The 14,210-nt window shown below is 70.6% G+C and carries 11 protein-coding genes and 1 pseudogene; 11 read left to right on the forward strand and 1 reads right to left on the reverse strand.

What is annotated here, in order from left to right; genetic code table 11:
- From FMP39_RS27300 to FMP39_RS27325, 6 genes and pseudogenes are all read left to right on the forward strand, one after another.
- A pseudogene (locus FMP39_RS27300) lies at positions 1-459 on the forward strand (hypothetical protein); the annotation flags it as partial.
- A 32-nt stretch (positions 460-491) separates the two neighbouring features.
- On the forward strand, positions 492-959 hold the full coding sequence (locus tag FMP39_RS27305; RefSeq protein WP_141593080.1) for a social motility and stimulation tgl protein: 468 nt from the start codon (positions 492-494) through the stop codon (positions 957-959).
- Positions 960-996: 37 nt separating this feature from the next.
- Positions 997-1,758, forward strand: a complete 762-nt coding sequence (tgl, locus tag FMP39_RS27310) for a social motility TPR repeat lipoprotein Tgl (RefSeq protein ID WP_141593081.1) — start codon at positions 997-999, stop codon at positions 1,756-1,758.
- Between the two features lie 22 nt (positions 1,759-1,780).
- Positions 1,781-2,167 carry a RodZ family helix-turn-helix domain-containing protein gene (locus FMP39_RS27315; RefSeq protein ID WP_011553135.1) on the forward strand — a complete coding sequence of 129 codons (387 nt, stop codon included), beginning with the start codon at positions 1,781-1,783 and terminating at the stop codon, positions 2,165-2,167.
- A 9-nt stretch (positions 2,168-2,176) separates the two neighbouring features.
- Positions 2,177-2,911 carry a DNA repair protein RecO gene (gene recO, locus FMP39_RS27320; protein WP_141593082.1) on the forward strand — a complete coding sequence of 245 codons (735 nt, stop codon included), beginning with the start codon at positions 2,177-2,179 and terminating at the stop codon, positions 2,909-2,911.
- A complete protein-coding gene (locus tag FMP39_RS27325) occupies positions 2,908-3,930 on the forward strand; it encodes a carbohydrate kinase (RefSeq protein WP_141593083.1) in 1,023 nt (340 codons plus the stop codon). The genes recO and FMP39_RS27325 overlap by 4 nt, the downstream gene beginning before the upstream one ends.
- A gap of 125 nt (positions 3,931-4,055) precedes the next feature.
- On the opposite strand, the gene FMP39_RS27330 is transcribed toward FMP39_RS27325, so the two are convergent.
- Entirely contained in the window at positions 4,056-4,544 is a 489-nt protein-coding gene (locus tag FMP39_RS27330; protein WP_141593084.1) for a GyrI-like domain-containing protein, read from the reverse strand.
- 54 nt (positions 4,545-4,598) lie between these two features.
- Between FMP39_RS27330 and FMP39_RS27335 the strand changes: the two genes are divergently transcribed.
- From FMP39_RS27335 to FMP39_RS27355, 5 genes are all read left to right on the forward strand, one after another.
- The gene (locus FMP39_RS27335) at positions 4,599-5,402 is read left to right on the forward strand and encodes a MerR family transcriptional regulator (protein WP_141593085.1); all 804 of its coding nucleotides are present in this window, start codon (positions 4,599-4,601) and stop codon (positions 5,400-5,402) included.
- Positions 5,403-5,418: 16 nt separating this feature from the next.
- Positions 5,419-7,275 carry an OPT family oligopeptide transporter gene (locus tag FMP39_RS27340; protein ID WP_194858589.1) on the forward strand — a complete coding sequence of 619 codons (1,857 nt, stop codon included), beginning with the start codon at positions 5,419-5,421 and terminating at the stop codon, positions 7,273-7,275.
- Between the two features lie 15 nt (positions 7,276-7,290).
- Complete coding sequence (locus FMP39_RS27345; protein WP_141593087.1) at positions 7,291-11,115, forward strand: serine/threonine-protein kinase; 3,825 nt, start codon at positions 7,291-7,293, stop codon at positions 11,113-11,115.
- A gap of 161 nt (positions 11,116-11,276) precedes the next feature.
- Positions 11,277-12,821, forward strand: coding sequence for a hypothetical protein (locus tag FMP39_RS27350; RefSeq protein WP_141593088.1), 1,545 nt, complete (start codon positions 11,277-11,279; stop codon positions 12,819-12,821).
- 12 nt (positions 12,822-12,833) lie between these two features.
- Complete coding sequence (locus FMP39_RS27355; RefSeq protein ID WP_141593089.1) at positions 12,834-14,207, forward strand: serine/threonine-protein kinase; 1,374 nt, start codon at positions 12,834-12,836, stop codon at positions 14,205-14,207.
- Positions 14,208-14,210 lie beyond the last annotated feature (3 nt).

Consider the following 14,210-nt stretch of genomic DNA (forward strand, 5'->3'; position numbering starts at 1 on the left):
CCCCAGGCACCGGCGCCCGCCACCCCGGGGCCGGCTGCCCCCGCCGCGAAGGCGCCTCCCGCGGCGCAGCAGGCGCCTGGCGCGCCCACGGCCCCCGGGCGCCTCACCCAGCGCTACTGGCTGGTGACGGAGCAGACGGTGCCGGGGATGACGGGGTACGACATCGACGTGTTCATCAACTCCACGTGGCTGCGCAAGCTGCGAGGCAACGAGGACCAGGTGGTGGTGGACATCACCCGCAACCTGCGGCCGGGGGCGAACAAGGTGACGTTCATCGCCCGGAAGGGAAACGCCGGGGACGCGCGCAGCAGTTCGCCTGCCCACGTGTTTCGGGTCATTATTGGCGAGGGCAACGAGGGCGGCGGGAACGTGATGATCGACAATCCCATCCTCCGCTTCCAGAAGACGGCGGCGGACACGCAGGATGCGACGCAGGAGTTCACCCTCACCACGCGCTGACGGGTGCGGGGCTTCGGGTAACGGAGACAACCGTGTTCAACCTCGACGAGCGCTACCGCGGGCTGCCCGCCACGCGGGAACAAATCCTGGCGCTGCATACCTCCCTCAACGCGCCGCACGTGGCCATTCCGGGCAAGCAGGCCGGCCCGGCGCAGGCCTTTGTCGTGGGCCTCCGGGGAGGGCAGGGGACTGCGGCTGTCTTCGTGTACCTGTACCTGGCGGAGGCCGCGGACTGCGCGGTGTACCTGTCCGGCCGGCGCAACGTGTCAGCGGAGGAGTACCGCGACGACGAGGGGGATGCGCTGGCCTTCGTGGAGTCGCTCGGGTTCATGATGGACGACGCCAACTGGCGCGCGATGGCCCCCGAGCAGCAGGACGAGCAGCTCAAGACGTTGCCGGTGTTCTTCAAGGACCCAACGCTCGTGCCAGCCGTGGTGGCGCGCGCAGAGGAGAAGAAGAACGTCACCACCACCCTGGGCCGCTTCCTGGCCGCCTTCTGAGTCACCGCCCCCTCACCCTCGTCGAGAGCCGCTCCCCATGTTCCGCCTTTCCTCCGCGTCCTGTTCGCTCGCGCTGCTGCTGGTGTCCTCCGGTTGCTCTCACACGCCCACGGAGAAGGAGAAGCGGAGCGCCGAGATTCACTACGACCTGGCGTTGCAGGCCCAGCAGGCCGGCGAGCTCCAGGATGCGCTGCGCGAGCTGCAGGTGTCGCTGAAGAACGACCCGGACTACCCCGACGCGAACAACGCCATGGGCATCCTGCTGCACCTGGCGTTTCGCCGTCCCGACGAGGCCATCAAGCACTACACGAAGGCGCTGGAGGTTCGCCCCGACTTCTCCGAGGCGCGCACCAACCTGGCCAACGTGCACCTGGACCAGGGCCGCTACGACGACGCCATCAAGCTCTATGAGCTGGTCCTCAACGACATGCTCTACCCGACGCCCTTCATCGCCCAGGGAAACCTGGGGTGGGCGTACTACAAGAAGGGCGAGCCGGACCGCGCGGTGGAGAGCATCAAGGCCGCGGTGACGACCAACCCCAACTTCTGTTTGGGCTACAAGAACCTGGGTCTCATCTACGACGAGACGGGGCGCACCTCCGAGGCGTGCCGCCAGTTCACGCACTACCGCGAGAATTGCCCGGACGTGGCGGAAGCGTACATGCGTGAGGGCGTCTGCCAGGCGAAGCTGGGGCAGGTCGATGCGGCGAAGGCAGCCTTCGCCACCTGTGAGACCAAGGCGAAAGCTGGTGAACAGGTGCTGAAGGACGACTGCCGGAGGCTGCTGGAAAAGCTCTAGCGCGTTGGGTATCTGGGGACCCGTGGACCACGTCGATTTCGGCAAATACCTGAGCCAGCAGCGAGAGCTCCGAGGGCTCTCGCGTGACGACGTCGCGCGGGAGACCAAGATTCCTCCCACGCTCATCACCGCGCTCGAGGCCGGTCAGGTGGAACGGCTGCCCTCGCGCATCTTCGTGGTGAACTACATCCGCGCGTACGCGCAGGTCATCGGCATGTCTCCGGAAGAGGCCGTGCTGCGCTACGAGGAGGTGGACAAGTCCGTCCCGGCGCCATCTCCCGTGCAGTTGGAGCAGGAGCGGCGCAAGCGGGCCTACGTGGGGCTGTCCGTGCTGCTGGCGGCCCTGCTCCTGGGCGTGTACCTGTTCCTGGTGCTGAGCGGAAAGCTTCCCAATCCGCTCGCGCGTTGAAGCATCTCCATGGAGCGATACGACGACGACGCGCTCGTGCTGTCCTCGGTGGACTATGGCGAGTCCGACCGGCTCGTCACCTTGCTGACGCGCGAGCATGGGAAGCTGACGGCCTTCGCCGCGGGCGCACGCAAGAGCAAGCGGCGCTTCGCCGGCGCGCTGGAGCCGTTCATGCGGCTTCGCGTGCACATCGTGGAGACGCGCGGCAGCACGGTGCGGCTGGACGGCACGGACATCGTCGCGGGCTTCTATGCGGCGCGCGAGGACCTGTCCCTGATTGCCCGGGCCTTGTACGCGGTGGAGCTGTGCCGCGAGCTGACGCGGGACCATGAGCCGCAGCCGGAGCTGTTCGCCCTGCTGGAGTCGTACCTGACGCGACTGGATGCGAAGGAGGCCGGGCCCACGTCGCTCTTGGCTTTCGAGCTGTCCGCGCTGGCGCACGCGGGGTTGATGCCTCGGTTTGATTCGTGCTCGCTGTGTGGCGGCGCTCCGGGCGAGCGGCCTCGTTTCGACCAGGCCCATGGCGGCGCGGTATGTGAGCCGTGTGGAGCCCGGGCTCGCGAGTCCGTGGCGGTGCCGGTGGCGCTGCTGTCGGGCCTGCGCGCGCTCCAGGAAGGGGCGCGCACGCCGCTGCCGCCGGAACTGCGCGCGCGTGCTCGCGGCCTGCTCAACGTCTTCATTGCCCACCACCTGGGTCGCCGCCTCAAGAGCGTGGATTTCATGGCCCAGGTGGGCCTGGATTGACGAAGTTCGGAAGCGAGGGGCTCATGCCGCCGCTGGATGTCGTGTGCTTTGGCGAGACGTTGGTGGACTTCCTCCCGGCGGCTTCAGGGCACCGCGTGCGCGACGTCCCCGCGTGGCATCCGTGCCCCGGTGGCTCGCCGGCGAATGTCGCGGTGGGGCTGGCCCGGTTGGGGCTGCGTCCGGCCATGCTGGGCGTGGTGGGCGCGGATGAGTTCGGGCACTTCCTTCGCGAGCGATTGGCGGCGGAAGGCGTGGACGTGAGTCACCTGCGCCAGACGGCGGAGGCTCGCACCGGGCTGGTGTTCATCTCCCTGGATGGGAAGGGCGAGCGCAGCTTCACCTTCTTCCGGACACGCTCCGCGGAGTTCCTGCTGGGACAGGCGGATGTCGACGCGGCGTTCCTGGCGGGGGCGAAGGCGGTGCACTGTGGCTCCAACTCGCTCCAGTGGCCGGAGGCGCAGGAGGCCGCGGTGCGGATGCTGGGGTTGGCGCGCGACGCGGGGCTCATCGTGAGCTGTGACCCCAACTTGCGGCTGCACGCGTGGGAGGACACGTCTCTCCTGAAGGGCCTGCTGGCGCGGATGCTGCCGCTGTGCACCGTGGTGAAGCTCTCCGAGGAGGAGATTGGCTTCGTCACGGGGACGGAGGTGCCCCACGAAGCGCTGACGCGACTGGCAGCGATGGGCGTGCCGCTGCCCGTGGTGACGCTGGGCGAGCGTGGCGCGCTGCTGCAGTGGAAGGGGGAGCGCATCCACGTCGCGGCGCCGCAGACGCGCGTCGTCGACACCACCGGCGCTGGCGATGGTTTCGTCGCGGGCCTGCTGCAGGGGCTGGTGCGCTGGTTCGGCGGCGCTGAGGCGCTGCGCGATGCAACCGGTGAGGAGTTGGTGGCGCTGGCCACGTTCGCGTGTGAGGTCGGGGCCCGTGTCGTGGAGAAGCTCGGCGCGGTGGATGGGCTTCCCCGGGCGGAAGCCCTGGCTCAGGTCATGCCGTCGCGTCCGGACAGGTCTCGCGCATAGCGCTGTGACGGTGGTGTCGTCGCGTCCGACGAACAAGCGTCTATTGTCGTGCGCATGGTTTGACGCAGGCACGTGCTCGGTGTCCGTGCCCGTGCTCCTCGTTGCCGGTGCCTGGGAGACGTCGCTCAGGGCGCCAGGGGTGTGAGCAGTTCGTAATCGAAGCGCTCGTACGGCGGGGTCACGGGCTGTCGACGCTGGTCGTATCGCTCCAGCACGTAGGCGGCAGGGTCTGAGCGCCTTCCTGCCGATTGGATCCAATTCGCCAGCCGGCCGTAGGCCGCGTTGATGGCGTCCGCCGTGCCCTGCACCGGCGTCATGGCGTAGTCGCGCGCGGGAATCGTCAGGGCCTTCAGGGCTTCTGGGACCGCGTCGAGTCTTTGGACCTCGGTGGTGACCCAGTACTGGTAGACGGGGTCATCGCCCGGTTGCTCGTGGTCGCTGCCCGGCACGCAGCCATGGAACACGTCGCGGTCCACCACTCCGGACAGTCCATCCAGGCGAGAGAGGAGTTCCAGCCACGCCAGCGGGACGCGGTGGCTCAGCTCGCTGCGTCGGCCGACCACCTTGATGCCCACCAGCTTGATTTCACCTCGGGAGACGATGGAAACGTTCATGGTTTCCGAACCCTCCACTTTGAAGCAGGTTCAACCTCAAGGGAAAGCCGCCGGATGCTGACGATTTCCCAGTTCGCGGACCGATGTGGCCTGGCACCGAGCGCGCTGCGATTCTATGAGCGCAAGGGCCTGCTGCTGCCCTCCGCACGGCGCGCGAATGGCTACCGCGCCTATTCTCCCGGACAGGTCGGTGAAGCACGCTTCATCAGTAGCCTGCGCGCCGCGGGCATCTCCCTCTCCGCCATCCGTGAGTTCCTCCGAAAGGACGTTCGGACGCGCGAGACCATGCTCACGTCGTGGCGGCAGGACCTGTCCGCGCGGCTGCTCTCGCTCCAACTGGCCGACCAGTACCTCCGGGGGCTCGGCGCGTCGTCGGGGCCGCGGGTCCATCTGGAGCACTGGGTCGAGCCGTCCGTGCTCGTGTGGTTCCCCGTCACTGCTCCGCCCGGGCCCCTGGCGTTCCGCTCCGCGGTGCCGGGGTGGAAGAAGGAACTCGAGCGCCGCGGCATCCCCGTGCTGACGAGTGGGTACGTCCGCACGCTCGACGTGGTGGACGGGCAACTCCTGGGCGAGGTGGGCTTCCGCATCAAACCCCGCAGGCGGCTGCCTCCCGGGAGTCGGCGGCAGGAGATGGCGCCGACCCTGTTCGCGACGCTGGAGTGCGCCGTCCGTGATGACCAGGCCGCGCATCGCGTGTTCCGCTTCCTGGCCGAATTGGGATTCCGTCCCGATGGGCTCCACCTGGAGCGCTACCTGCCCGGTGTCGCCGACCGGTACCTCCTGATGCTGGGCGTGCAGCGCCTGCGTTCCGGGGTGGCGAGCGGGGAAGGGGGCTCGTCCTCGATGGCCTCGGAATGAAAAGATGGAACGGCCCATGTCTCAGCCCGTCCCCCAAGCTGCCTCCGAGGAAGTGACACCGGCGCAGGCACCGCTGACGCTGCTGCGAATCCCAGGGGATTCCCCCGAGGCCCTGGACACCTTCTGGCTGCGCGAGGTCTTCCAGGGGGACCGGGTGCCGCAGCTCACCCTGCGGGCGGTGCTGCTCGGAAGTGGCATTGGTGCCATCACCTGCGCGACGAACCTCTACGCGGGCCTGAAGATGGCCGTGGCCTTTCCCGTGGCCATCACCGCCGCGTTGCTCGCACACACGGCACACGGAGCGATGCGGCGCGTGGCACCGGGCGTCGCGGGTGCTCCGCTTTCGCCGCTGGAGACGTGCTCCGCGCAGGCCGTGGCGTCGTCCGCGGGCTATGCGACGGGCGGCGCCCTGGTGTCCGTTCAGGGCGCGTGGTTGCTCACAACGGGCAGTCATCCCCCCGGGTGGGCGTTGCTCGCGTGGACCTTCCTCCTGTCCGCGCTGGGCGTGCTCTTCGCGGTGCCCCTCAAGCGCAAGCTGGTGGACCATGAGCAGCTTCCGTTCGCCACGGGCACGGCCGCGGCAGCGACCATCCGTGCTCTTCACACCACGGGCGCGTCGTCCCGTCCGCGGCTGTCGATGCTGGGCCTGGGCGGAGGTATCGCCGCGCTCGTCACCCTGGTGCGGGATGGGCTGGGCCGCCTTCCCTATGTGTTTCCCTTCCCCGGAACGCTGAGCGGGATGTCGCTGGAGCGCCTGGGTTTCGGCTTCGAGATGAGTCTGCTTCCGCTGGGCGCGGGCGCGCTGCTGGGCCTGCGGCTCACGGCGTCCTGGTTCCTGGGCGCGCTGCTCATCCACGGAGTCGTGGCACCGCGCGTGTTCGCTTCGGGGCTGCTGCTGCCAGATGGAGACTTCCTCGCCTGGAGTCTCTGGCCCGGGACGGCGGCGCTCACCACCGCGTCGTTGTTGCACTTCGCGCTGGAGGGCCGCGTCCTGGGGCGCGCATTGAAGGGACTCTTCAAACGTCCCTCCGTGGCGCCCCATCCGGTGGACGCGCTTCAGGTGCCGGGACGCTGGCTGCTGGCGGGCCTGCTCGTGTTGACGCCCGCCACGCTCGCCGTGGCCAAGGTGGGCTTTGGCGTTCCGCTGCCACACGCCGCGCTCGCGGTGGCGTTGTCATTCGTGCTGTGTCTCATCGCCTGCCGCGTCACGGGGGAGACGGATGTCACGCCCGTGGGCCCGCTGGGGCAGGTGACGCAGATGACGTATGGCGTGCTGCTGCCGCGCAACGTGGAGGCGAACCTCGCCACCGCGGGCATCACCGTCAACGCAGCGTCATCCGCGGCGGACCTCCTCAGTGACGTGAAGACGGGACACCTGCTGGGGGCCCATCCCCGCCGCGTGTTCCTGGCGCAGCTCGTGGGTTGCGCGGTGGGGGCCGCCGCGGTGGTGCCGCTGTTCTTCCTGTTGGTGCCGGACCGTTCGGCGCTGGGGGGCGAGCGCTTCCCTGCACCCGCCGCCACGGTCACCGCCAGCATCGCCCAGGTGCTGGCTTCCGGCCTTTCGGGGTTGGAGCCGGGTACGCGGGCGGCGCTCGGTTGGGCCGCGCTCGCCGCCGCTGTCCTCACGCTGACGGAGCGACTGCTTCCCGAACGGGTGCGACACTGGGTGCCCTCGCCCCTGGGCATGGGCCTGGCCTGTCTGTTGCCGGCGTCCACCGCGCTGGGGTTCTTCCTGGGCGGCGTGGCGGCGGCCTTGGCCCGCAGGGCGAATCCAGGGGCGCAGGAGGGGCGGGTGGTGACGCTGGCCGCCGGCCTCATTGCGGGCGAAGGGTTGATGGGGGTTGTCATCGTCCTGAGCCAGGCGCTCTGGTAACGTTCGTTTCACCCCATGCGCTGTCCGGTCTGCCACCGCCGTCTCGCCACCGGCGCGGTGTGTCCTGTGCATGGCCAGCGCGCTTCGTCGCCTGGCCCTGACGCCGAGCCCTTTCCACTCCCGGACGTGCCAGGTTTGAGCCCCGCGGCCTTGCTGGGCTCGGGCGGCTTCTCACACGTCTTCACCGCCTACCGCGAGGAGGATGGCCGTGAGGTCGCGCTCAAGGTGGGACGGCCGCCTCACCGCGACCGCTTCGCCCGGGAGGCCGCCGCGCTCCGCCGCATCGGCGCGCCGACGACGCCCACGCTCCACCACTCGGGGGTTGTCCGAGGGCGGCCGTTCCTCGTCATGGAGCGGCTGCATGGCCAGACGCTCGCCGCGTGGATGGCGGCGCTGCCGGGCTCGGGCGCGGCGTCCGTGCCCCGCGTGCGCGAGTTGCTCAGGGGCCTCTGCGCCGCATTGGAGCGCGTCCATGCCGTGGGCGTGGCCCACCGCGACCTCAAGCCGGAGAACATCTTCCTGCGCGAGGGTGGGGCGCTCAGCCTGCTGGACCTCGGGCTCGCGCGGTTCCTGGACGCACCTGACGATGGAGAGCGCCCGGAGCCCGAGGGCTTGACGCTCGTGGGGCAGCGGCTGGGCACGCCGTACTACATGGCACCTGAGCAGTGTCTGGACGCGCGCGAGGCCGGGGCCGCCGCGGATGTCTACGCGCTGGGCGTCCTCCTGTACGAGTTGCTCACGGGCGCGCCGCCTTTCGTCGGCGGCGCCGAGGAGATTCGCCACGGGCACGTCAGCCTTCGCCCAGCCCGGGTGTCGGAGCGCGCGCCCGTGCCGACGGCGCTCGACGCGGTGCTGTCGCGGTGTCTGGCGAAGGCGCCCTCCGAACGTTTCTCGCGGGCTTCGGATGTGCTCGCCGCTTTCGATGCCGCGTGTACCCAGGCCCTGTCCATGGCTCCGCCGGAGGGCGTGCCCGCGGCGGTGCCCACGTCGTCCGTGCCGGGGGCCGGCGAGCGGTGGGTCGCGCTGCTGGGCGTCCGCGCGGACATACCGGTCGATGTGCTTCGGCTGACCTTCGAGCCTCAGGGAGGCACACTCGCGCGTGCCAGCGCACGGGGCTATCTGGTCGCGTTCTCCGAGTCCCTGTCCGCCGAGGCCAACCTTCGCGCAGGCGCACTGGTGGCGCGCAAGCTGATGGAGGAGGGCAAGGCCGCCACCGTCCTGCACCTGTCGCGGCTGCACGTTCTTCCGGGCGCCACGACCACGCGGGTCGCGGGGCCTGCCTTGGAGTCCGCAGGAGAGTGGTGGCCGGAAGACCTCGCCCTGGGAGAAGCCCGCGTCACTGCCTCCGCCGCGGCCAGGTTGGGGCCGGGCGCCACGGAGCACTCGCCCGATGGCGCGCGCCTGCGATTGCACGACGGGGGCGCCGCCACGTCCTCCGCGGATGCACCGCCTCTGTCGGGCCGCGATGCCGTCCTGGCGGCGCTGGAGGCCGAGGCATCACGCTGCATCGAGGAGGGTGTCCCAGGGTTGTGCGTCCTCACGGGGGACGTGGGGCACGGCACGTCCCGCGTCCTGGAAGCACTCTCTACCCGGCTGGAGGCCGCGGGGCGGTGCCTCGTGGTGCGGCTCCGCGCGCCCGCTCCGGACGCCGCGTCCTCGGAGTCGCTGCTGGACGCGCTGCGAGCCACCGCCGAGCCGGCCCGTGTTGTCCAGGCACCAACGCGTCCACTCGCGGATGAGCGACACGCAGCCGCGCGCTGCCTCGCCGAGGGACTCCAGCGACAGGCCCAGGCGGCCCCTCGCGTGGTGCTCGTCGACGACGCGCACCTGGCGGACCCCACCAGCCTGGATGCACTGGAGGTCGCCACCTTGGCGGGTGTGCGTGCACCGCTCTGGGTCTGCGTCGCCGCGAGGCCCGCGTTGCTCGGGTTGCGACCGCACCTGGGCGAGCGCAGCGCCCGCGTCGCGCGAATCGCACTGCCGCCGCTGACACCCGAGGCGAGCCGTTCCCTGTTGCTGCATCTGCTGCGCCCCGCCGAGCACGTCCCCGAGCCGGTGCTGGCGCGGTTGGAACAACTGGCGCAGGGCGTCCCCTTGTCGTTGGTGGAACTCGCGGGCGCGCTGCGGGCCGCGGGGGCCCTGCGGGCGTCTCCAGGAGGCGGGTGGTACATCGCGCCGGACGCGTTGCTGGACGTCTCCGTGACGCCGCTCTTCGAGCGACTCGCCGCGCGGGCGTTGGCCGGGCTCCCCGCGGCACACCGAGTCCTGGCGCGGCTTTGCGCGGTGCTGGGCACGGAAGTGGAGGTGTCCCGCGTGGATGCCGCCCTGCGACACCTGGAGCCGAGCGAGGAGCTGGCGCGCGTGACGTCGCTCGACGCGGGGGCCGGACTCCAGCGGCTGGCGCGCTCGGGGCTGTTGCGGCCCACGGCTCCGGGCCACTTCGCCTTCCGCCACCCCTTGCTGCGCGAGGCGCTGGAGGCGTTGCTGCCGGCTTCCTCACGTCGCGTCCTCCACGCCGCGGCGCTGCGTGCCACGCCCCGGGACGGGATGGCCGAGCGCCGTCGCTGGGCCCACCATGCCGCGGCCTGTGGTGCTCATGCGGAGGCCATCACCGCGTTCCTCTCGCTCGCGGAGTCCGCGCGCCGTGCGCACCTGTCCGTCGAGGCGGAGCAGCACTACACGCGCGCGCTCGCGTTGTTGCCGGAGGGAGATGTGGAGCGCCGGGCCCTGGCGTTGTCGGGGCGTGGGCGCGTCCGTCACCGGCTTCAGCGCTTCCGGGAGGGGCTGGCGGACCTGGGCGCCGCGCGGGCACTGGCCGTGGCCCGCGGTGACGAGGCCCAGCAAGTGGAGTTGCTCCTGGAGGAGGCCACCGCCCGCGATTGGATGGAGGACGTGGAGGGTTCGTCGGCCTGTACACGTGAGGCGCTGGAACGCATCGAGCGGCTGGATGAGCCTCGCCTGTCCCTGCGCTGCTCGCTGGCCCGGGGCCGGCTCCACGTCCGGCTGGGGGAGTGGGGCGCCGCCGTGCGCGTTCTGACCGGCGTGGTGGACGGGGCGGAGCGGGCGCATGACCACGAGACGCTCGTGGTGTCGCTGGCGCTCCTGGGCTCGGCGCTCACGTTCCTGGACCGGACCGACGATGCCGCGGCCCGCTTCGACATGGCACTGCTGCGCTGTGAGCAGGCCGGGGACGCACTGCACCGGGCCGCTACGCTCATCAACCGTGTGCTGCTGTGGTTGCGCCTGGGGAATGTGGCTCGGATGGAAGAGGACCTGCGCCGCGCGATGGCGCTGGGCCGGGAGCTGGGCCATGCGCAAGTGGAGCGCTGGTCCACCTTCAACCTCGCCGAGGTGCTCTACATGCAAGGCCGTCTGGAGGAGGCGCTGCCGCTGGCCCGGCGTGTTCACGAACTGGGCGTGCGTTTCTTCCGTGAGCACCCTGTCCCGGTGGATGCGTTGCTGCTCGCGCGCATGGCCGCCGCGCTGGGCGACCTGGAGGAGGCGACGCGGCAGCTCCGGTGGATTGACGCCCACTGTCCGCCCGAATCGTTGCCGCCCACCGCCGTCATGCGGAGGCTGGTGGAGCTACAGGTCCAGGACGCACGGGGCGGCGGCTCGGCGCGGGAGGCGTGGCTGGCCCTGGCGGACGACGCTGACACCCTGGCTTCGGCGGATGAGAAGGCGGAGATTCTCCTCCAGGCCGCCCGGGGCGCGCTCCAGGCGGGACGCGCCGACGAGGCGCGCACCTGGGTGGTCCGGGCCGAGCGCGCGGTGGAGGAGGGCGCTCCCCTGTGGCGGGCCCGCCTGGAGTCCCTGCGGGTTGCCCTTTTCGACGTGTAGCGAGAAATGTCACTGTCCGGTGGCGGTGTGACGTGAAGCGCTACGCGAATGCCGCGTGGAGATCTGCTCTCATGGCACCGCATACAACCTCCCAGGCTGGCTCGGCACATGCTTGCTGGGAGGCAGCTCTCCTTCCTTCCGTCGTTCTTGGAGGACGTCTCATGGCCCTTGGTTCGCCTCGCCTGTTGGCGGTTTCCTCGCTCGTGTTTTTCGCCCTGTCGGGCTGCGGAACCGGGCCCCATGAAGAGGAGACGCCCACGGTAGGGGCGCAGGCGTCGGAGATTCGCATTGCCAACTCGCTCACGACGCAGGCGCTGGTGCTCAACGCCATCTCCACCAACGCCGACTCCAACCTGTTGCTGGGGACCTCGGCGCTTGGGCAGCTGTTCCACCCCACGCTGGGCGACGAGAACACGCGCCGACGGTTGCATGACCCCAATGCGCAGCGGTTCATGGAGTACCTGGTGGGCTGCGCGCTGACGGTCGAACAGGAGATTGCCTATTACGACCCGAGGGATCCCAGCCCCGGCGTCCGGAAATGGATTGGACAGGCGGGGCTCTGCCCGGATTGGGCCGACTCCCCGCCGACCCGGAGCTGCCTGGAGCGTGTCTCCGCCTGTGTGCTGGCGCGCAACAACGCGGAGGGACGGCGCGTGGAGCTGTCCATGCGCGGCGAGCACCAGTTCTACTCGTCGGGACCCAACATCTACACGCTGGATGCGAAGACGCGCCCGGCCGCGCACGCCCCCATCACGGGCAATGCGCTGGCCAGCTTCGGGGACTGTGTCCTGGGCGAATCTGGCGAGCAGCGTGACTGCGGTTGGACGCCGGATGGCATTGGCCGCTGCACGCCTTCCACGACCGTCGTGGTGGGGGCGGGTGGGCCGCTGTCCTGCGCGGGGCTGTCTCCCATCGTGGGCTCCAGTGTGAATGGGCCCACTGTCCTGCGGGTGTGCGAGGGCATCGCGGGGTGTGACCATCTCGACGCGCGCAACCTGGGCGAGGCGACAGGGAGCTGCGCGGGGTCGCCCGCCGTGCCGGTGGTCTCCTTCACCTGCCCTGCCGGGGGCTACTACAGCGTGATGTCCGCGCCGGCTTCGAGCACGACCGTGGAATGGCTGGCGAACGTCGAGGCGTATCCGGACTCCGCGTCCACCTATGGCCTGTCCGAGCAGCAGGTCTACTCCGTGCGCGAGGGCGCATTCTACGGAAACATCTTCCTGCCGAACGAGCTGGGGGCGGAGGTGGACGTCGTGGAACTCGGGGATGGGGACAAGAAGCGGTACGTGGTGGTGGGCGCCGACGTCATCGTGCGCGGCTCCATCTACCGGAAGATGTTCTCCTGCTACGACCCGGCCTGGTCGAGCGGGGCGGCGTACGCGGCGAACCGCGTCTGCGCGCTGCCCTCGTCGGGCTCCAACTGTGCCGCGCGCGTGACGGGGCCCTGCTTCACGTCCCTCAGTCCGCCCGTGGCCGGTAAGTGCGACATCCTGGATGGGCCCCTCACGCCGAGGGATGGCGACTACGAGGCGTGCCACGACGATGACAACGTGCTGTGGAAGCAGTCGGTGACCACCTACCTCCATGCCCCGTGCGACACGGTGGCGAAGGAGATGCGCACCCAGTCCTGCGGGCGTACCTCGGGGACCGTCAAGCCGCTGCCTACGGGGGAGGAGCTGCCCTTTCCCTTCCCTCGGAAGAAGTAGGCCTCCTGCCGCATGGCGTCGGGTGACGAAGAGGCCCTCTATGGCGAGGAGCTGGGCGTTGGCGCCCTGGTATCGGACTGGCTGGTGGAGCAGGTCCATTACCGGGGGCCTGCCTCCACGCTCTACCGTGCCCGACATGTCCGCACGGGAGCGCTCGCGGCGCTGAAGGTCCTGCTCCCGCAGCCCTCGGACGTCGCCCTGCGGCGCTTCCGTCGGGAGGCGGAGACGCTCCGGCGGTTGAGCCATCCGCACATCGTCGACGTGCTTGGCTACGGCACGCTCGCGGACGGGCGCCCCTTCATCGCGATGGAGTGGTTGGAGGGGAGGGACCTCGCGGCGGAGCTGGCTTCGCGCGGGCCGCTGTCGCCGGGAGAGGCGCTGGAGGTGCTGGAGCAGGTGGGCGGCGCGCTGCGCACGGCGCACCAGGCCGGTGTCGTGCACCGGGACTTGAAGGCGCAGAACGTGGTGCGCCTGAGCACGGGCGGGGGAGCGCCGCGCGTGAAGCTGGTGGACTTCGGCGTCGCGAAGGGGCTGACGCCGGATGCGCCGGGCGCGTCCACACTCACGCTGACGGGCGTCTCCCTGGGCACGCCGTTGTCCATGGCACCCGAGCAGATTCGCGGCGAGCCGCCCGACGCCCGCACGGACCTGTACGCGATGGGCGTGCTGCTCTTCCAACTCGTCACCGGGCAGCCGCCCTTCCAGGGCGCCACCCGGCACGAGGTGGAGGACCTGCACCTGAATGCGCCGCCTCCTCGGCCCAGTGAGCGCGCCCCGGTGCCTGCCGCACTGGATGCCGTGGTGCTGCGCAGCATGGGGAAGCGGCGCGAGGACCGATACCCGGACATCGATGCCTGGCTCGACGCGCTCCGGCGCGCGGTGAAGGGCAGTCCCTCGGAGGACCAGCCCACGCTCGCCGTGGCGCTGTACGCGGAAGCCCGGCTCCACGGCGCGGTGGAACCTTCGTCCTTGGAGCGGCTGGATGCGTTGTTGGAGCGCGTGGGGGGGACCGCGCGCGCCGCGGGGCTGGACGTGCGGCTGGAGGGGAGCGGTTGCCTGCTGGCCTTCGCACCGCTGCCGCCGGAAGCAGGGGCGGAGCAGGCCGCGCGAGCGCGAGTGCTGCACGCCGCGCTCGCCCTGGTGGAGTTCGTGGCGGCGAGCGAGGCGCCGCGCCCGGTGGACCTGGCCATCACCGTTCACGTCGCGGAGCTGCCTCGCGAGGACCGCGGCGGCGGGTTGTTGCACCTGCCGGGCTGGGTCGCGGAGCCACCAGGAACGGACCTGGTGGCGACCGCGCGTGCGCTCGAGGGCCTGGACGCGGCCTTCCTGGCGACACCCGTGTCCGCCGCGGGACTGGGGTGCTGGCGCGTCAGCCGCCCGCGGTGAGGC

This window comes from Myxococcus sp. AB056, assembly GCF_006547365.1.
GTDB classification, from domain to species: Bacteria; Myxococcota; Myxococcia; order Myxococcales; family Myxococcaceae; genus Myxococcus; species Myxococcus virescens.

Excerpts from the sequence above, each read along its gene's own strand:
- tgl (WP_141593081.1), top strand. The coding sequence starts at position 997 with ATGTTCCGCCTTTCCTCCGCGTCCTGTTCGCTCGCGCTGCTGCTGGTG.
- recO (WP_141593082.1), top strand. The coding sequence starts at position 2,177 with ATGGAGCGATACGACGACGACGCGCTCGTGCTGTCCTCGGTGGACTAT.
- FMP39_RS27330 (WP_141593084.1), bottom strand. The coding sequence starts at position 4,544 with ATGAACGTTTCCATCGTCTCCCGAGGTGAAATCAAGCTGGTGGGCATC.
- FMP39_RS27335 (WP_141593085.1), top strand. The coding sequence starts at position 4,599 with ATGCTGACGATTTCCCAGTTCGCGGACCGATGTGGCCTGGCACCGAGC.
- FMP39_RS27340 (WP_194858589.1), top strand. The coding sequence starts at position 5,419 with ATGTCTCAGCCCGTCCCCCAAGCTGCCTCCGAGGAAGTGACACCGGCG.
- FMP39_RS27345 (WP_141593087.1), top strand. The coding sequence starts at position 7,291 with ATGCGCTGTCCGGTCTGCCACCGCCGTCTCGCCACCGGCGCGGTGTGT.
- FMP39_RS27350 (WP_141593088.1), top strand. The coding sequence starts at position 11,277 with ATGGCCCTTGGTTCGCCTCGCCTGTTGGCGGTTTCCTCGCTCGTGTTT.
- FMP39_RS27355 (WP_141593089.1), top strand. The coding sequence starts at position 12,834 with ATGGCGTCGGGTGACGAAGAGGCCCTCTATGGCGAGGAGCTGGGCGTT.